Annotated in this window: 13 protein-coding genes and 1 pseudogene; 4 read left to right on the forward strand and 10 right to left on the reverse strand. The window is 57.7% G+C overall.

The window, feature by feature from the left end:
• Positions 1 to 4 precede the first annotated feature (4 nt).
• Both JHX88_RS14740 and JHX88_RS14745 read right to left on the reverse strand, forming a co-directional pair.
• On the reverse strand, positions 5 to 1252 hold the full coding sequence (locus JHX88_RS14740) for an Hsp70 family protein (protein WP_076526425.1): 1248 nt from the start codon (positions 1250 to 1252) through the stop codon (positions 5 to 7).
• 57 nt (positions 1253 to 1309) lie between these two features.
• The gene (locus JHX88_RS14745) at positions 1310 to 2512 is read right to left on the reverse strand and encodes an MFS transporter (RefSeq protein ID WP_076526427.1); all 1203 of its coding nucleotides are present in this window, start codon (positions 2510 to 2512) and stop codon (positions 1310 to 1312) included.
• A 70-nt stretch (positions 2513 to 2582) separates the two neighbouring features.
• Here JHX88_RS14745 and JHX88_RS14750 point away from each other — a divergent pair, with 70 nt between their 5' ends.
• Complete coding sequence (locus JHX88_RS14750; RefSeq protein WP_076526430.1) at positions 2583 to 3053, forward strand: helix-turn-helix domain-containing protein; 471 nt, start codon at positions 2583 to 2585, stop codon at positions 3051 to 3053.
• A gap of 201 nt (positions 3054 to 3254) precedes the next feature.
• On the opposite strand, the gene JHX88_RS14755 is transcribed toward JHX88_RS14750, so the two are convergent.
• From JHX88_RS14755 to JHX88_RS14790, 8 genes are all read right to left on the reverse strand, one after another.
• Positions 3255 to 3386 (reverse strand): hypothetical protein, encoded by a 132-nt coding sequence (locus JHX88_RS14755; protein WP_272848043.1) that lies wholly within the window; start codon positions 3384 to 3386, stop codon positions 3255 to 3257.
• 342 nt (positions 3387 to 3728) lie between these two features.
• On the reverse strand, positions 3729 to 5333 hold the full coding sequence (locus JHX88_RS14760) for a helix-turn-helix domain-containing protein (protein ID WP_076526432.1): 1605 nt from the start codon (positions 5331 to 5333) through the stop codon (positions 3729 to 3731).
• 142 nt (positions 5334 to 5475) lie between these two features.
• Complete coding sequence (locus tag JHX88_RS14765; protein WP_141225835.1) at positions 5476 to 6069, reverse strand: hypothetical protein; 594 nt, start codon at positions 6067 to 6069, stop codon at positions 5476 to 5478.
• 409 nt (positions 6070 to 6478) lie between these two features.
• Positions 6479 to 6871, reverse strand: coding sequence for a hypothetical protein (locus tag JHX88_RS14770; protein WP_076526436.1), 393 nt, complete (start codon positions 6869 to 6871; stop codon positions 6479 to 6481).
• A gap of 517 nt (positions 6872 to 7388) precedes the next feature.
• Positions 7389 to 7520, reverse strand: a complete 132-nt coding sequence (locus JHX88_RS14775) for a hypothetical protein (protein ID WP_272848044.1) — start codon at positions 7518 to 7520, stop codon at positions 7389 to 7391.
• Positions 7521 to 7866: 346 nt separating this feature from the next.
• Positions 7867 to 8100 carry a putative quinol monooxygenase gene (locus JHX88_RS14780; protein WP_076526438.1) on the reverse strand — a complete coding sequence of 78 codons (234 nt, stop codon included), beginning with the start codon at positions 8098 to 8100 and terminating at the stop codon, positions 7867 to 7869.
• Between the two features lie 137 nt (positions 8101 to 8237).
• Positions 8238 to 8465 (reverse strand): hypothetical protein, encoded by a 228-nt coding sequence (locus JHX88_RS14785; protein ID WP_076526440.1) that lies wholly within the window; start codon positions 8463 to 8465, stop codon positions 8238 to 8240.
• 466 nt (positions 8466 to 8931) lie between these two features.
• Complete coding sequence (locus JHX88_RS14790; RefSeq protein WP_272848045.1) at positions 8932 to 10509, reverse strand: winged helix-turn-helix domain-containing protein; 1578 nt, start codon at positions 10507 to 10509, stop codon at positions 8932 to 8934.
• A 325-nt stretch (positions 10510 to 10834) separates the two neighbouring features.
• Between JHX88_RS14790 and JHX88_RS14795 the strand changes: the two genes are divergently transcribed.
• The 3 genes and pseudogenes from JHX88_RS14795 (at position 10835) to JHX88_RS14805 (ending at position 18001) form a co-directional block, all read left to right on the forward strand.
• Positions 10835 to 11353: a hypothetical protein gene (locus JHX88_RS14795; protein ID WP_076526443.1), complete on the forward strand. Its 519-nt coding sequence runs from the start codon at positions 10835 to 10837 to the stop codon at positions 11351 to 11353.
• Between the two features lie 416 nt (positions 11354 to 11769).
• Positions 11770 to 12382 (forward strand): annotated as a pseudogene (locus JHX88_RS14800) (autotransporter domain-containing protein).
• 621 nt (positions 12383 to 13003) lie between these two features.
• Positions 13004 to 18001, forward strand: coding sequence for a putative Ig domain-containing protein (locus JHX88_RS14805; protein ID WP_272848276.1), 4998 nt, complete (start codon positions 13004 to 13006; stop codon positions 17999 to 18001).
• Positions 18002 to 18214 lie beyond the last annotated feature (213 nt).

Below are 18214 nucleotides of genomic sequence, written 5' to 3' on the forward strand. Positions count from 1 at the left end.
GCCTTCAGCGCCCGGCAGTGATGGCAAGCCCATCGGTGACAGCAGTGAAGACCTCGCTGAAAGAATGACGCGCAACGGGAAATTGTGCCTTCATCGTATCGGAAACCATGACCATCAGGCTGGAGCCGCCGACATAGATCACCTGCTGGACATCAGCCGCGTCGATACCGGCGATCTGCAGCGTTTCCCGCGCTCCACCTGACAGCAAATCAGCGTGCCGCAAAAGGCTCCGCTCCAATCCCTCGGCTGGCAATGGCGCGAACAGGTCGCGCTCGATCTGGTCCAGCAGGATACGTGACTGCCCGTCTCCACCATTGGCCGCGATCTTGCCGCGCTCGACGGCAAAGGCCAGATCATGACCAAGCTCATCGTCCAGCACCTTCGCCAGACGGGATAGCCGGTCCGGGAACTGCGCCAGGCGGACCATCTCTGCGACCATCCGGCGGTTCTGCGGCGAGTAGACGAAGGGGATTTTCTCCCATGTGGCAAGATCGTTGAAGATCGCGTTCGGGGTGGGCGACATGCCCGGTCCCATCACCTTGCGCAACTGCGTTCCCTTGCCCAGCAACGGCATCACGTGATCGATATTGATCGACCTGTCGAAATCCGTGCCACCGATGCGCACACCGTGATTGGCAAGGATCGTCACACCCTCATTGCCGGAGCGGAATAGTGAGAAATCCGAGGTGCCACCCCCGACATCGACGATCAGGCCGATCGCGCCGGGGTGATCCAGCGCGCCGCCAGCGATCGCGGCGGCCTCGGGTTCGGGCATGAAGCTCACTTCGCGAAACCCCGCTGCCAGGTAACAGCTACGCAGATCCGCCTCGGCCTGCTCCTCGCGCGGATCGCCGGAGCCATGGAACACCACGGGTCTACCCGACAGGGCGTGGTCGAAGACCATCCCGGTCTCGGCTTCGGCGCGGGTTTTGATCTGTTTCAGGAAGCGGGCGATGATCTCGACAAAGGTCACCCGTTCGTTGAGGATCTGGCGCTTCTCATGCATCAACGTGGTGCCGAGCACTCGCTTCAGCGCACGCATGAAGCGCCCTTCCACGCCGTCCAGAAGTGCCCTGTTGGCCGCTTCGCCGATCAATGTCTGCCGGGTCTCGTAATCGAAGAAGAACGTTGTGGGCAGCGTGTCCTGGCCAGGGGCCATCTGGATCAACCGGGGCTTGCCATCGCAAAGATAGCCCGCAGCGGAATTGGAGGTGCCGAAGTCGACACCCAGGATGCGGGTCTGCCGCGCCATGCCTATTCCTCCGATTTGAAATAAGGAGCGGGTCGATAGGGTGCGGAAATAGGTATGTCAAGCGAGCTGACGCAAAGCCGAGAATAGAGCCGTAGCGGCAAAGACGACCGCCGCGAACCCCAGTATCGTCCCTAATCCTAAGCCACTGTTGTGCCATCCCCATTGTGCGAGGGCGGGACTGCTGAGAACGGGCGAAAGGAACTGCCCGAGAAAAACCGACCCCGTCAGCAACGCGCCGGTCCTGCCGCGACGCTCTGGCGGGGTGGCGGCCAGCGACAGCACGACAAAGCCTGGAATGGCCAGCGCATAACCCGCGCCGATCGCGGCGCACCCGACAAACACCGCCGCCTCCGTCTCGCTCGCGACAAGCAAAACAAACCCCGTGGCCATGAGACCAAAGCCACAGGCCCAGTTTCCGTCATTGCCAATACGCACGCGAATCCGGGGATAGAACAGCGCCGTCACAGCGCCCGCCAGCATCAGCATTCCCAAGGCCGCGCCGGTCATGGCTGGTGAACTATAGCCTTTGGCCGACAGGAAGAACGGCAGCTGGGTCGGCATCGTGAAGAACAGCATCGTCACAACCATCTGGCCACAGGCAAGCAGGATCACCAGTCGCCGCGACGTCTCGGCGCCGGGCAAGTTGCGGACCCCGGCGACGGTTGTCTGGCGTTGTGGCTCAACGATTACCCGCCAGAAAAAGGGCAGGATCAGCAAAGGTAAGGCGTAGATAGCGAAGGGCAGCCGTGGACTGATCATTGCCAGCAATCCGGCGAGAAGGATGAAGACCAGCCCTCCGAAATTGCGGGCCGAGACCTGCCCGCTGGACACCTTGTGCAGCGCGTTGCCCGAGAAGTAATCGCCTAGCAATGCAGATTGTGCCGTCATGATCATCGCAAGTGCCACACCCAGAGCCAGCCTGCTGACAAGGATCAGGGGCAGCGAAGGCAGAACCAACCCGACGCTTCCGGCAAGGACGAACAATACCAGTCCTGCCAGAAGCATGCGCCGTCTTCCGGACCTGTCTGCCATGGCCCCGCAGAATGGTGCGAATAGAACCACTGCCAAAGACGGCGCGGGGACCAGCATGCGCACCAGGAAGGAGTTGATTTCCGTCTCCGGAAACTGCCGTTCCAGCCCCGGCAATGCGGGACTGATGGTCGCAGCAGTCATCACCGTCAGCGATGCTGCGATCATCAGGGCTATGGCGCGCGGATCGCGCCAGGTCGGTTGTTCGGTTAAACTGATAGGTTGGTGCATGGGCCTTGTCCTCTTGTCTGAGTTGTCAAAGGCAGGCAGGCTACGACTTCAAGTCAGCTTGAGGTCAAGAATGAAATTGCTAGATATTTCAGACGTCGTGGAAGCAAGCGGCACCCCCGCTTCGACACTGCGATACTACGAGTCGCTTCGCCTGATCGCGCCGGCGGGTAGACATGGCCTGCGACGCCAATATGAGCCCGAGGTTCTACAGCGATTGGCGTTGATCGGCATGGGGCGATCTGCCGGGCTGTCGCTCGGCGAAATCTCGGAATTGTTCGGCCGCAATGCCACTCCCGAGATTCCACGCGAGGACCTGCACCAGCGTGCCAATGCGTTGGACAGCAAGGCGCGTGAGATGATCGCTCTGGCCACCATGATGCGCCATGTGGCCGACTGCCCCGCCCCATCCCATATGGAATGCCCGACGTTCCTCAAGCTGCTGCGTATAGGCTCTGCCCACCGGTCGCGTGCGCGCAAACGGCAGGCACGCAGATCAACTGATCGAAAAATCAAGGACGCAAAAGCCGGGGAAGCACCATAGAGCAGCTTGCGAAGCTGTCCGCGCTGGATTTTCACGCCGAGTCCATGCTCGCATTTTGTATCATTGCCAATCTCCTCAATATCCGGACCACAGGAAACAACACGAGGAATGGCTGGGATGTGGGACCGACCGAAGAACCGTGGTAGCGGCGAACAGCGGGCATGAACTAGGATCAAAGGCACAACTACCCGCAGTTTGCCTTCAGAACTCCAGCCACAGGGCAAAGCCACTGAAGAGTTCACCGAATGCGGCGATCAGCGCGACGCAGATAATGTTCAGCTCGTCCCTACCTCGCGCCATCTGGGCAATTGTGACGGCGCCGGTGCCGGACATGTTCGCGTTCAGTGACATCCATGGGCAATTGGATCAGCGACAACGACCGGTAAACTGGAAAGTCAGCGCAAAGGCAACGGGCGTCGTCAATCGTGTGAGCAGGAAAGCGATCGGCCAGGCAATGATGATCTGAACCACCCTCGCGGACTTCCAGCGCGACGATCCGGATCACCTCCATCAGGAGCGTGAGGAACCTGCCTATATGGAGATCCTTCAGCTTCAGGAGGAGGGCTATCTCGAAGATTGGGAATACGACCCGGACGATCTACCAACCCGACGAAGGGGATGATTGGCCGGACAGCCCTACGCCGAATCTCCCGACTCGGCGATATGAAGGCCCCATCACCGACGAGATCCCCCATATGAAGAATGATAAACAAAGCTGTTCAGTCCACTGATGCCATGATTATTGGCTGGAGAACCGGCCGTTGACGCCACAAGCTCGGGGAAGCGCCTTGCGATTTCCGAGGCAATGGAGTCGCTTCCGTGGTGTCTCTGAAGATGGTGCACGAAACCCTTTAAGACATTCTGTTGATGTTCATGCTGCTGGAACTGCCTCGCCCAGGCCCTAAACATATAACGTGTCAGATGCTGGCCATCTTCATGTGTCATCGTTGCAAACATGTTTTCGGCATCTGCGCAAAGTTGCCTGGCCTTCGGTGGAACAAATAAGAGACCGAACGGGCCTCTATTCACCGGGGTAATACTGTGCAGATCAATGACGGAATTATAGGCGGCGGTCCGGTTCTCTCCGGCCATTAATGCGAATATCTTCAAAATGAGCAGATGGATGTGAAATTTCGAGTTAGGTTCGATCATACTGATCGCTTTATCATAGAGCGTCACCGCCACATCTATCCTGCCCCTGCTGGCTTCGATCTGCCCCTTCATGGCAAAGACCTCAGCGAATGACGTGCTATTTTGAAACGCCTCATTGGTCAGCCTGCCGGCCAGCTCAAGATATCCCCGGTCGATGAATCGCAGGAGTTTCGCTATAGGCAGGAGGAGATAGGGGTTGTTATGCGCGTCAGGCAGCGCCCTGAGGGCCAAGTCCTCGATTTCATCCTCCAGGGCCGTCCATTCATCGCCGCCTGAAGGGGCGTAATGGATACTTCGGATCAGCTTTTTATATGCGTTGAGTGCGAGCATAACTGAAATCTCCGCTTCAGCATGCTCATCCCCACGTTCCATGTGAAGGTAGGCAACGGATTCACGCCACCTCGTGCCGTCATTAAGCGACATCACGGCGGCCTCTACACCCGGATCGATCAGTAACGCATGTCGCCAAAGGGCACATGCAATCCTATGCGATAATTCATCGATACGGTCACAACCATCTTCCTGCAGCCATGTCCGCCGGAAACTCTCAATGTTCCGGCGCGACCGCCCCTCCCGGAGCACCATCGCCAAGTGAACGATGCCGTTTTCAATATGTGTGCTGACATCGAGAGTGTAATCAAGGTTATCGTGCCCATGCGGACCAGGATTCCAATTGGGTCTGGGGATAATAACCTGATGTCCGCCGGTTTCGGCTGAAATCGCCGAGGCGAGCTGACTTGGAAAATTACCGATGACATCCTGGTCGTCACTCGATCCATAGACCGGTCCGATGAGCAGAAATGCCGAGATGGGTTCAGACTTTACCGGATCGGCGACCCAGACATATCCGTCGCCATATCTGGTGGCGATGAAGCGGGAATCCTTGGCGGTATCGCCGAGACGCTTGCGAAGCCGATTGACGAGATAATCGATATTCCGTTCGGAAAGATTGTCGTTTTTACCACCGAGGGCTTCAAGTAATTCCGCGCGAGTTATCAAGGTGTGAGGGTGTCGCACGAACCGCAACAGGAGCGCGTGCTCCTGTCGGGACAGGCGAATTGTCGTGCCGTCCTCACGTTTCGCAGTGAGCATATCCGGCTGAAAGATGAGATCGTGATAACAAGTCAAACCGCCCCCCGCATCTCGATTTTTTTGATTTCCTCGTCCCGGACTCGAAGGCAAATCAATAACAAACGGCGCGCAGCCTCATCACTCAGCCGGGGTAGAGGTCTGCCGTAGGAACTATCCTACGGCAGGTTGCCTATTTTTCCTACTGCCCAGTTCGGCAGAACTGGGCTATCCGATCATCGCTGAAAGGCGCATTACGGCTCTTTCTCGCGACGAGCTGGCCGCTGTCGTTGCGCGAGCAGGTGACATAATCCGAAATGGATGCTGCCGGTTTCTGCTCTTCTGCGAAGTTCAATGCGATCAGATCGATCTGTCCACGGCAATGCTGCGAGATCTGCGCATCGCTGAACGGGGCATCACCGCGTTTACGTGCGACGATCTGACCGCTGTCATTCCGCGAACATGTCACGTAATCGGTGATTGAGCCGATCGATTCAGCAGCGACCGGTGTCGCGGCAGCAAAGCTCGGTGTGGCGCTCTGCTCGCGATCCGCACGCTCCGCGGCCCGGCGCTCAGATGAGGAACATATGCTGCTGGCAGGTATGCTCCCGACCTGACGAAGCGCCGCGCAGGCGCCCGGATCTCTTGAGGCGACCATGATCAGCGCAGCTTGCCCTTGGCCCATCTGGGCCAGTAGGCAAGCCTCGTCGACCTGCGTCACACCTCCCGAGGCACCGCCGCCGATGATCGAGATCCCGATGCTGCCCGCGAGGCCGCAGGGATGTCCCGAGCCCATTGATGGCGGCTGAACCGCAGGAGCTGACCGCACCTCGTAGGACCCGCTATATTCATGCTGGGTTCTGGTCTCGGATTGTCCGCGTTGATCGAGATAGATCTGGGCATTTGACGTGCCACCGGATGCCGAAGCAGCCGCGGAACTTTCGACATGCGCGGAACTCGATGAGCTGGATGTCGAATTACTGCTGGTTGTCTGGGCTCCAGCCTGGGGCACCCAGATCGCCGACGCGGTCAAAATTGATATCACGGCGACAGCTGCAGGAGCGATATTTCTATTGTTGCTATACATTGTATTTTCCTCCCCTCCGAACGCAGAGGTGGTGATGAAGGCCGGAGCCGGCACGTTCGGACACCCACCCCGGCCAACTTAAGCCCGGTCATGCAGGCTTAAGTCGTGACACCTGGTCTCAGAACATGGTGCCGAAGCCGCCGAAAGCGCCGGAGCTGCTTCCGTTCGAACCGGTATATCCACCCGTTGCGGTCGCTCCGCCAAAGCCGATGGAACCCGAGGTCGAGGTGTTGTCCACACCACCCGTGGCAGTGGTGGCCGATCCAGAACCTGAGGCAGCTCCACCGAGACCGATGGTTGTAAAACCACCAGCGACACCGGTAGAACTCAGGCTCATGGTAGTCGTATTGGACGCACCCGACACTCCACCAAAGGTTCCCGATGCGGTTTCACCACCAAAGGTGGCACCACTTTCCGAGCCGGACCAGGAACCAGTGCCGAGCACCGTATCGGCCGAAGCAACGCCCACGGTCAAAAATACCGCTGAAGCGGCAACAACAAACTTCATCATTTGATTATCTCCCCTCTCTGGAACCGACCCAATGTCGTTCCAAGGAAATATGAGTAGCAATAAACCGCCTAGCAATCAATTAAATTTAGCAAATAACCGCTCAAGAAATAATTCATTTTAAATCAATGAATTAAATATATATCTTTAGAATTAATCTCGAAATTTTTGACATCTAAATATTGGTCAACATATCTGTCTATATATTAATAATAATTAAAAGAAATTGATAGAATTTACCGAAGAGTCAAAAAATTTTCTCGGCCAAAACGCCCCGACCGATCCCAACTCCAATTATTGATGCAACATTGACTATGGCAAATTTGCAATTAAATACGAATTTGCATAAAATGCAAACACTATGTAGGGATTTATTCGCAGGGATTGTAATTTAACTATTCCAAATTAATCGAATCAAATAATATGCATGGCATTTATTGGGTTTTTGGAATAAAATTCAACCTCACAGGAAAACCAAATATTCTACGTGAGAATCATCAGCTGGAACTGATTCGCGCTTTCAACCATTCGGTATGCCATGTTCCGAAACAACATCGGTGTTCCGCTCGATGTGATCCAGGGTAATCGACAGCTTGTCCACCGCCCCCTCCTGCGAATCTTCGATGTCCCCCAAGAGCAACTGATCGCTCAAATAGCTTTCCAATGCCTGCTGGTTCTTCCGTGTTCATTATCCCGATCGCTTGCAGAGATTTCTGTATGACCGCAAGAATGCGTAGTCGTGCCGGATCGCGCTCGGTAGCCATTTCTGGCCAAAAATCAGTCATTCATGATCCTCACCGATAAGAGCTGATCTGTGCCGCAGTGTCCGGCACTGGGAATGGCTGGGATGTGGGACCGACCGAGGAACCATGGCAGCGGCGAAGTGCTATCCCCGGATTACCGACAGGCAATGAAACCCCGGCACAATGATTTCAGCCAGGACAATATGAGCAAGCCCGGCGACTGGACGGCGGCGAGCCCCGGGCTCTGTGGACGGTTTAGGCGGTGCCGCGCTTGATCCATTGCGGCGTGATGGTCCGGAATTCCGACGGTCCGGCGAGCAGTGCCGCCGTTTCCTGCTCATACGCCTTAAACCATGGCTGCTTGACGAAATCATCCGTTGCTGCTTCGCCGGTGAAGAGTTGATAAGCTACGATCGCATCGGGATCGGTGTCATCAAATCCGTAGACATATGCGATCTGGCCATCTGCACGCTCGATATAGGAGCGCATATTTCTCCCATATTTGCTTGACCTCTTCGCGCTTGCCGGGTTGCGCCCTGTGCCTGATGTAAAGTGCTTTCATGCTCATGATTCATCTCCTCGAACGTTACGGCGTTTGCCGCTGATGGTCGGGCGTCGTGCCCATATTACATGACGATCGAGCAGCGCCGTTTGTGACATGGGCAGAATTCCGGTCGATCAAAACAGTGCCAATCAGGTTCGCCAACAATCAGCCGGATCGCGTCCCAGCGGTGCAGATAGGCGCCCAGCTCGGCGGCACCCCACAGGACCAGGGCGATATTCTTAGAGAAATTGGCTAAGCTCTGGACGCGCAGGTTGTGGCTTTTGACATGATCAATCTCGGTTTTCGACATATTTCCTTATGTTATCAGTTTATTACGCGATAACTGTAAGTTGCCAGACCGTCGCTGTCCGGTGGGATTTGGTGCATGTATCGGGAGTTCGACGGGAATGACCGAAGCCTTAGAAAATCCCGTCAGACCGATGGGGATGCGTTTGGTGCCCGAGGTAGGATGGACCTAGCCCTCCATCCCTTCACAGCCGTCGCGACAAGCCAAAACGGTCAGACAGATTCATCCAAGCACTGTGACTAGGAAACTTCGGCCCCACGGACGTACCACCATTTATCCAGGGGTCCGCGCAGGCCGGCAAGGAAATGCGCTGAGTAACGGTAGTGGTTGCCCGGTAGTGTTGTGACAGCTGGATAGCTCTTGCCCCGACCGGCGCCCATGTCTGCCGCTCCGGCTTTATCCTGCACAGGCGCAATCTTGTGTGCGGAGGGAATAATGAAAGGCCACGCCCGGCGGCACTTACGACAACTTATCCATCGCTTGACTTCAGTTCCGGAAACCTCCCGGCGATTTCCGGATCGATCGCCTCACCCCCATGAATGCGTGTGAGATGTGAGATGATCCCGTGCAGGATATTGCGCTGATGGTTCCGGCGTTGGAACTGGCGCGCGGAGATCATGAACAGGTATCGGGTCAGATGCCGGCCGATCTCCGGAGGTATCGCAGTGAGGGCATGCTCCAGGGGAGCCGGAAGCTGCCGGGATTTCGGTGAGATGAGAAACAGGCCCGCTGTGGCCTGCGACGCTGGATCGATATCACGAAGCTGAATGGCGATGTGATCCACTGCGCCCCGCCGATCCGCCGCCATCAAGGTAACGGCTTTCAGGATCAGAAGGTAGATGTGAAACTGGGAGCCCGGCCCGGACAGCTCGATTGCCTTGTCATAGAACGATACCGCTTCATCGATCTCGCCCCTGCTTGCCGCGATCTGCGCCTTCATGGAAAATGCGGCCGCGAAAGCGGTGCTGTCGTTAAAGGCCTTCTCGGTCAGCCGATGGGCAAGTTCCAGATAGCCCCGGTCGATGAAGCGCAGCAGCTTCGCGATTGCGAGGAGCAGTTGCGGATGCTCATAGGCATCCGGCAATGCGCGCAGGCAAAGCGCCTCGATCTCCGTTTCAAGGACCTGCCATTCCCCCTCCCCGATGGGAGCCGTGTGAACCTCTCCGAGGCTCTGGAGCAGCCTGGCATAATGATTGAGGGCCAGCATGACGGAGATATCGGGATTTTCGCGATCCTCCTCATGGGCCTTCCGAAGGCGCTCCGCATTCTCCCGCCAACTGGTGAGATCATTGGTCAGCAGCACCGCCGCATCATGCATGCGCAGATGCATGGGGCGATCGCCGGGCTGATCCGCGCCCGGACCGGGAAGCGCGTTATGGCGCCAGACCGCTTCGGTCAGCTCCTGCGCCAGCTGTCTGACATGGTTCGGTTTCTGACCGCGGGGGAGTTTCCGCCGAAAACTCTGGACAACCTGGCGAGAGCGCCCTTCGCGCAGAACGATCGCCAGGTGCAGATGCTCGGCATCCATATGGGTGCTGATTTCGAGCGAGTAATCCAGCTTGTCGGGATTTTCCGGGTTATGTCGCCAATCCGGCCGGCAGAGGACGGTTTTCTGCCCGTCGAGCACCGCTCTGATCTCGGAGGTGAGAAGATGCGGAAACCCGTTCAGGGCATTCCGATCATCATCGAGGCCGAATACAGGTCCGATCAGCAGGAATGCCGACAGGGCTTCTTCGCTCTCCGGCTCCACCGCCCAATAATAGCCCTCGCCATATTGGGTTGCGATAAACCGGGGTTTTCTGGCCGACTCGCCGAGGCGTTTTCGCAGCCTGTTGACGAGATAATCGATATTCCGTTCGGAGAGTGCACCGGTATTGTCGTCTCCGAGCGCTTCAAGCAATTGTGAACGCGTCACCAATGTCTGCGGGGTTTTCACGAGACGCAGGAGCAGGGCGCGCTCAAGCCGGGTCAGGCGAATGACCGCGCCGTCATCCTTTTGTGCCGTCAGCATGTCAGGCTGAAAAACGAGATCCTTGTAGCGAATCAAGATATTCCCTTTTCAAATTTCGGGTCGATCAAAACATCGGGGGAACTGTTTCAATGTGAAGGTAACCGCCAATTCTCCCCGTTGAAAAGACACTTATCCACAGGAGACGTTATTTTATTTCCGAAAAACCTCGAAAATTCAGCTCAACCAAATACTGGTGCGAGATTCTTTTGTTATAGCTGCACAGTGAAGAGCGTTCCGTTTCAGGCATGTTTCATTTGTCCTGACAGGAAGCTCGATCGTGGTCGTTCTGTTTAGCCCTCGTGCGGACAGAGCGAAGGTTCCGAGTGTCTTGTGTGACCGCAAAGGAAAACAAGGGGGCCTTATGAACCGTTCACCGAAAGACGCCAGCGCACGCCGCCTGCAGCTTCTGCTCGCCGGGACAGCTCTTCTGCTTCACCCGGCGCCCATGGCGGCCCAGGCACAGACACTGGGTCATGCGACTGGTGGCGGTGGCGGGGGATCGAATGATATCAGCGGCGGTGGCGGCGCGGGTATCGTAATCACGGATGGCGCCGCGATATCGCTCGATCTTGGTGGCTCGGGCATAATTGGCGACACTACGGTTGCGGATGGCGGTGTGCTTGCACCGGGCAGCTCGATCGGCATGCTCACGGTGAACGGCGCCCTGTCGCTCGCTTCGGGATCGATCCTCGATTACGAGATTGGCAGTCCCGGAACAACCGCCGACCTCGGCACCAGCGACCGGATCGAAGTGACCGGGGAGCTTGCGCTGAACGGCACGCTGGATCTGGCGCAAAGCGATGATGCCGCAGACGGCACGGCAGGTCTCGGCTATTACCGGTTAATAACCTATGGGGCACGCTCCCTGGTGACGGGCTGACGGTCGGGGAAACGGGCGCGATCGGTGATCCGGCCGATTATGAAATCCAGACTGGTGACAACAATGTCGATCTGTTTATAGCCGCTCCCGGCGACGATAGTCTGCAGCAGTGGCAGGGCGGTGATGGCACTTGGGATGCAACGAACGCGAATGACGCCGGAAACGCCTCCACATGGACCAATAGCGGCATACTCATTGTCAGCCATTCGGCACCGGCAGGCTCACCATATCGGACGGTGGACTTGTGACCTCAGGGACAGCCTCTCTTGGCGACGGCTGGGCTGAGGCATCGGGCGCGATCGCGCTGAACAGCAGCGGTGTTCTCGCCACCGGCCTTGTCAAGAATAGTCTAGATTCCGGCACGCTCTCGTTCGATGGCAGGCATTCTGCGCGCCACCGCAAATAAGGCTGATTTCATGCTCGGTTTCGACGAAGGCGATGTGACGATCGACGCAGGTCTGACCAAGACCGAGGCTGGCACGCTGGTGCTGTCCGGGCGGAATTCCTACCAGGATGGTACAATGATCGACGCGGGTATCGTGCAGGTCTCGGCCGATTACGATGCGAGCAGCCTGCAGGCCTTTGGCGAGTTGGGATATCGGATCGAGACCGCGACGGTGTCCTATGAGCCCTTTGTCGGGCTTGCCCATCTTCGCCTGAAAACGGACGGGTTCACGGAGCGAGGCGGCACTGCATGTCGCGGAACAGCAGACCGAGATCAGCTTCGCCACGCTTGGCGTCCGGGCCTCTACGGATATCCGTTTCGAGGGAGTGGCCGGCACCCTGCGTGGCATGCTGGACTGGCGTCACGCCTTTGGCGATACCACGCCGCTGTCGCGTCATGCCTTCTCGGCCGGTGACGCCTTCACCATCGCCGGCGTGCCCATCGCCGAGGACGCGGCGGTCATCGAAGCCGGTATCGACCTGAACCTCTCGGACACCGCCAGGCTCGGCCTGTCCTACCAGGGACAGTTCGGAAGCGGCGTTCAGGAGAGCGGCCTTAAGGCCGATCTGAAGGTCAGGTTCTGACAGGGGATGTTCAGAATTCAGAACCTGGCTGATAGATCGCGGCGACCAAGGATGAATGATGTCAGGACCGTTGGGCTAAATCTTTTCGGTTCTGGCACATTTTATCCGGCTAATCGATATCCCGCCGGGAGATCGCGACGGAATTATTGCCCCTGATTGCTGCGAATGATGATGCCGTTATGTTTTCTTGTTGTCGGCATCTCCGGCTGAAAAACGAGACCCTTGTAGCGAATCAACGCATTTCCTTTTCGCTTTATGACACCTTTGATAGGCATTGAGTTATTCTTCGTTCAGGTTAATCGGGCATTTCCGTGTTTGGGGAGGCACTTATCCACAGAAAAAGTAAAATTATTCCCGAAAAAGCGCGAAGATTCGGCTCAACCAAATATTGGTGCGAGATTCTGGTGATACAGTCCCTCCGGACTTAAACTTCGCGTCAAGGCACTGTAAGTAACCTGTTCCGATCTTTCCCGATAACGAGATGCTGACGCGGACGGTCTTCGATTGTGAAAATCGAATATCTTGGGGGATGATATGAAGCGGACAAACATTTCCGGGTATTTTTCTGAATTGGGGAGCGCGAAAGAATCACCCCGGAAGGTCCTTAGAACATGGTTGTTGGTGATTTTTACCATCATGATTTCCAGCCTCGGGATGTCGGCACCTGCCCAGGCGCAGGTCATCAATATTACCTCGAGCCCCACGAGCTTTAGCACCGAGGGTGAGACGATCACCTTCACCTATGAACTGGAGAACCTGGGTTCATATTACCTGACCAGCATCGACACGATCACCCCGACCAATCCGGACCCCGGCGGCGGCCCCGGCGTCACGATGGGCGCCTGCGAATCGTTCCCGAACGGCGAGCTTGCACCGAATGAGACAGTGACCTGCACAGGCACTTACCAGATTACCGCCAGCAATATCATGAGCGGGCAACTGACCCATCAGATTTCCATGGATGGGCAACGTATTGGCGGCAGCTGGAACGTCACCAGCAGCAATTTCACCATGCAGCTTGTCGGAGGTGGCCCGACCTCGACATCCGTAGAGTCCCTCACCAATCCCAGCGAACTCGGTGAGGACGCGACATTCCGCGCAACTGTTGCCTCATTCGGGTGCAATGCGGGGCTGGCCCCGCAAGGCACTGTGACTTTCACGGTCGGGTCGGTTACCTCCTCCGCGATTGCGGTTACACCGATCAGCCCCATTTCCGGGCAGGGGACAGCGGAGTTTACCACCAACAGCCTTCCCGCGGGTTCTTATGGGGTCAGTGCCGCTTTTACGCCTTCCGGAGCGGATAATTGCGGGCCGAGCAGCGGCACCGCCTCTACAAATCACATCGTCAACGAACCTCTGCCCGCGCTTCCGGTGGTCAATAATACCAATACGGTCGTGGATGCGAATAGCACCGACAACCCTGTCACGCTCGATATTTCCGGAGAGGATATTCAATCCGTTGCCGTTGCCTCGGGGCCATCCAACGGCACGGCGACAGTCAGCGGGACGGATATCGTCTACACACCGGATTCCGGCTTCTCGGGTAGGGACAGTTTCACCTACACCGCAACCAATGCCGCCGGCACCAGCGAAGCGGCCACCGCGACGATTAATGTGGAGGCTGCAGATCCGCCGCCGACCGTTACTTTCGCGGACGTTCCGGAAATCGTGAACAGTTCGTTTCAGGTAACTTTCTCCTTCAGTGAGGCCGTAGACAACCTCACAATGGGCGATCTTGTTGTCACAAACGGGCTTCTCAATTTCCTGTCTTATTCCGGAGGCGTTTACTCGGCGCATATTACCCCGACAGCCGATGGCGCGGTGACAATCGACATCCCTGCGGGCGTGACGCAGGATAGTGCTGGAAATGACAACCTGGCCGCACAGGCCTTGACCTTCTATGACGGAACGGCACCTGTGCCCCTAATGATGCTGTCATCTGACACGCAGCCAAGGATAATCCAGGTCGATGTGACATTTACGGAAAGCGTAATCGGGCTGGATGCCAGCGACTTTCGGATCACCAATGGTTCGCTTGTCAGCCTATCGGGATCTGACTTTACCTATAAGCTTGCTGTTGCACCAAATGGCACCGGTGACGTGATCATCGATTTGAATTCGGCAGCCGTTCAGGATGCCGCCGGTAATGACAGCGCAAGAGCCACCCTTACAGTTGATGCCCCTGTCATCTCGATCTCCGTGTCAGACCTGCCGGTCGGAAAGGTGAATTCTGAGTATGAGACGGTGAGCCTGTCGGCATCGGGCGGAACTGGACCCTATGCCTTCGATCTCTCCTCGGGCCGCCTGCCAGATGGCATCACGCTGTCGAATGACGGCAAGCTGACAGGCACGCCGACAGAGGATGGGAATTTTTCGCTGACGTTCAGGGCAACAGATGCCTCCGGCTTCACAGGTATTGCCGAATCCAGTCTGACCGTCGAACCTTCGAGAGCGGTTATAGTGACATGGGATGTGTCTGGCGGTGGAAATGTTTGGGCATTCACACCGACCGGGGCTAACCCTGGCGGGGAGGTAACAAGCCCAGCGGTCATCACCGATACGAGTGTTCATTTTGATCTGGACTCCGACAGCGGATACGTTTTCGAAGGCGCCAGCGACAATTGTGGTGGGCACCTTTCTGCTGGTGGCAGCTTCTGGCAATTGCCTAACCCTCTTGCGATTGACTGTCATGTGGATTTTACCTTCACCCCTGCAAACGCTCCGACTGTCAGCAATACAGATACACCTGTTAACGCAGGTAGTACCGACAATCCGGTGATCCTCGATATCGAGGGTCTTGATATCGAGTCCGTTGCCATCGCATCGGGGCCGTCCAACGGCGTGGCGACGATCAGCGGGACAGACATCACTTACACGCCAAACGTTGGATTCTTCGGCACGGACAGCTTCACCTACACCGCGACCAATGCGACAGGCACCAGCGCACCTGCCACCGCGACAATCACCGTCAAGGCGCCCGATATCACGCTCGGACCGGGCAGCCTTCCGGCGGGTACCGGCGGCGCGCCCTACGGCCCGGTAACCATGACCGCCGATGGTGGTTCGGGAGATTATACTTTCTCCACCACGGATACCCTTCCTGACGGGATCTCGCTTGCCACGGATGGCACGCTTTCTGGCAGTCCAACCGAGGATGGCAGTTTCACCTTTACCGTGACGGCAAAAGACGAGAACGGCTTCACCGGCCAGCACGACTTCACTTTGTCCATAGATACGCCCGAGATCACGCTTGATCCGGACGGCCTGCCGGACGCCGTGGCAGGCAAGCCATATGAAGCCCTGACCTTCACCGCAGCGGGCGGCAATGCGCCCTATGGCTTTACCCTCGACGGAACCGTGCCGCAGGGCATGAGCCTTGAAGGCGGCAAGCTCTCCGGGACGCCAACCGAAGCGGGGAATTTCCAGTTCAACCTGATCGCAGAGGACCGGGACGGGTTCACCGGGCAGCGCGGCTATACGCTCAGTGTGAGCGCCCCGGACATCTCGCTTTCGCCGGAGGCATTGCCGGAAGCCACGGCCTATGCCGAGTATACTCAGGCTTTCACGGTTAGTGGCGGCAAGGGACCCTATAGCTACCAGCTCACCGAGGGCCGTTTGCCGGACGGTATGACCTTCGAGGACGGAACCCTCTCAGGCACGCCCCTCGAAGCCGGCGATTTCCCGTTCAGCCTGATGGCAACCGACGGGAACGGTTTTACCATCGCCGGGGATTATACCCTCAGCGTGATCGTTCCGGGAATTGCCCTGACGCCCGAGAACCTGCCCGATGGGCTGGCGGGAACGGAATACGCGCCGGTCAGCTTCGCTGCCGAAGGCGGCAAGACGCCCTACAGCTTCGAACTGGAAGGTGATCTGCCCGAGGGAATGATCTTCCGGAACCGCGCACTGTCTGGAACGCCGACCGAAGCCGGTGAATTCATGTTTACCGTGCATGCCACGGATCAGGGCGATTTCACCGGACAGCGGGAATACACGCTGACCATCGCGGCGCCGGACCTTGCTCTAACTCCGGAAGCCTTGCCCGAAGGCCGGGTGAACTCCGCCTATAGCGCATCGCTTCAGGCAGAGGGCGGCACCGCCCCCTACGCGTTCACGGTGGCACGGGGGCAATTGCCCGAGGGGCTGAGCCTCGCCGAGGACGGCACCCTGTCTGGCACGCCGCTCGATCCCGGCAGTTTCGAGGTCACCATGACAGCCACCGACCGCTACGGCTTCACCGGCAGCCGCGTCTACGAGATTGCCATCGAGGACATCACCCTGCCGCAGCCCCGGAACCATGAACTGACCGTCATGGCCGGAACCAGCGGGACGGTCGACCTCACCCGCGGCGCGTCGGGCGGCCCCTTCATCGATGCTGCGATCGTGGCGAATCCGGCGGATGAGGCCGGCACCGCGCGGATTGCGCGCGAAGGCGGCAGTCATATCCTGCATTTCTCGGCTTCGGGGATCTACGCGGGCACGACCAGCCTGAGCTATACGCTCTCCAATGCCGATGGCATCTCCGACCCGGCGAGCGTGACGATCACCGTGGTAGCGCGGCCCGATCCCTCGCTGGACCCGGAGGTCATCGGGCTGGTCCGGGCCCAGACCGAGACGGCAAAACGGTTCGCCAAGGCGCAGATCAGGAATTTCAGCCAGCGGCTCGAACAACTGCATGACGAGGGCACGCGGCGGCGCAATTCCATCGTACTCAATCTGGTTGCCCAAAGCTCACGCCATGACAGTGACTCCCTCTCCCTTCGCGGCCCCGAGCGCTTCGGCAACCAAAGCAGTGACCTGGCTTTCTGGAGTGGCGGCTATGTCAATTTCGGCTCCAGCGACGATGACGGGATCGATCTCGACCATACGCTTGTTGGCATAAGCGCCGGGGCCGATTATCGGTTCACGCCGAAATTCACCGCCGGGCTGGGGCTGGGTTACGGCCGCGATGTCACCGATATCGGCAATAACGGCACCGAAAGCCGGGCCAGGGCCATCTCGATGGCGGCCTATGGCAGCTACCGGCCAAAACCCGGCTTCTTCATTGACGGATTGGCCGGTTACAGTTCGCTGGACTTCGACAGCAAGCGTTACGTGACATCGACAGGCGACATGGCGACAGGAACGCGTGGCGGCGAGCAGCTCTTCGCCGCATTGACGGCAGGCTATGAGCATCGCCGCGATGGATTGCTGATCTCGCCCTATGGACGGCTATCCGGATCGCGCTCCACGCTCGACATGTTCACCGAGGAAGGCGGCGGGGTCTATAACCTCAGCTATGATGAACAGGTCGTCGAAACCCTCTCCGGCACGCTGGGCTTGCGCTTCGAGCATTCGCGGCCAATGGATTGGGGCAACCTGACATCGCGCGCGCGGATCGAATACACCCATGAATTCGAGAATTCGAGCGAGGCGCGTATTGGTTACGCGGATCTTGGAACCTTCCCCTATGCGATCGATGTCGAGGGCTATTCACGCGATGAACTGGCGATCGGTCTTGGCCTCGATGCGCAGATCGGCGAGTTCTGGACCCTGGGCCTTGATTACCGCACCGCCTTCGGCACCGACGGAGACAGTCGCGATCAGGCCGTCGCTGTGAAACTGGATGTCAGGTTCTGAGTGCCACTGCAATGCCGTCTTATTCTCGACAAGGGGACAGATTGACAAGATGGCGTAACGGAGGGTTTCGGGCTCCTCACCATCAGCATGAAGTGGCGATGAGCCTGAAATCCGGAACGCATAAGCCGATGTTCTAGAGAAATGCGTCAGATCGATGGAGATGTGTCCGGTGCCCAAGATGATTTGGTATCCGATCCTCCCAACCTGCCGGTC

Origin of the sequence: Paracoccus saliphilus (assembly GCF_028553805.1) — a bacterium.
GTDB lineage: Bacteria > Pseudomonadota > Alphaproteobacteria > Rhodobacterales > Rhodobacteraceae > Paracoccus > Paracoccus saliphilus.

Coding starts and splice junctions, on each gene's coding strand:
- JHX88_RS14740 (WP_076526425.1), bottom strand. CDS start 1,252: ATGGCGCGGCAGACCCGCATCCTGGGTGTCGACTTCGGCACCTCCAAT.
- JHX88_RS14745 (WP_076526427.1), bottom strand. CDS start 2,512: ATGCACCAACCTATCAGTTTAACCGAACAACCGACCTGGCGCGATCCG.
- JHX88_RS14750 (WP_076526430.1), top strand. CDS start 2,583: ATGAAATTGCTAGATATTTCAGACGTCGTGGAAGCAAGCGGCACCCCC.
- JHX88_RS14755 (WP_272848043.1), bottom strand. CDS start 3,386: ATGTCCGGCACCGGCGCCGTCACAATTGCCCAGATGGCGCGAGGTAGG.
- JHX88_RS14765 (WP_141225835.1), bottom strand. CDS start 6,069: ATGGGCTCGGGACATCCCTGCGGCCTCGCGGGCAGCATCGGGATCTCG.
- JHX88_RS14770 (WP_076526436.1), bottom strand. CDS start 6,871: ATGATGAAGTTTGTTGTTGCCGCTTCAGCGGTATTTTTGACCGTGGGC.
- JHX88_RS14780 (WP_076526438.1), bottom strand. CDS start 8,100: ATGCGCTCCTATATCGAGCGTGCAGATGGCCAGATCGCATATGTCTAC.
- JHX88_RS14785 (WP_076526440.1), bottom strand. CDS start 8,465: ATGTCGAAAACCGAGATTGATCATGTCAAAAGCCACAACCTGCGCGTC.
- JHX88_RS14795 (WP_076526443.1), top strand. CDS start 10,835: ATGAACCGTTCACCGAAAGACGCCAGCGCACGCCGCCTGCAGCTTCTG.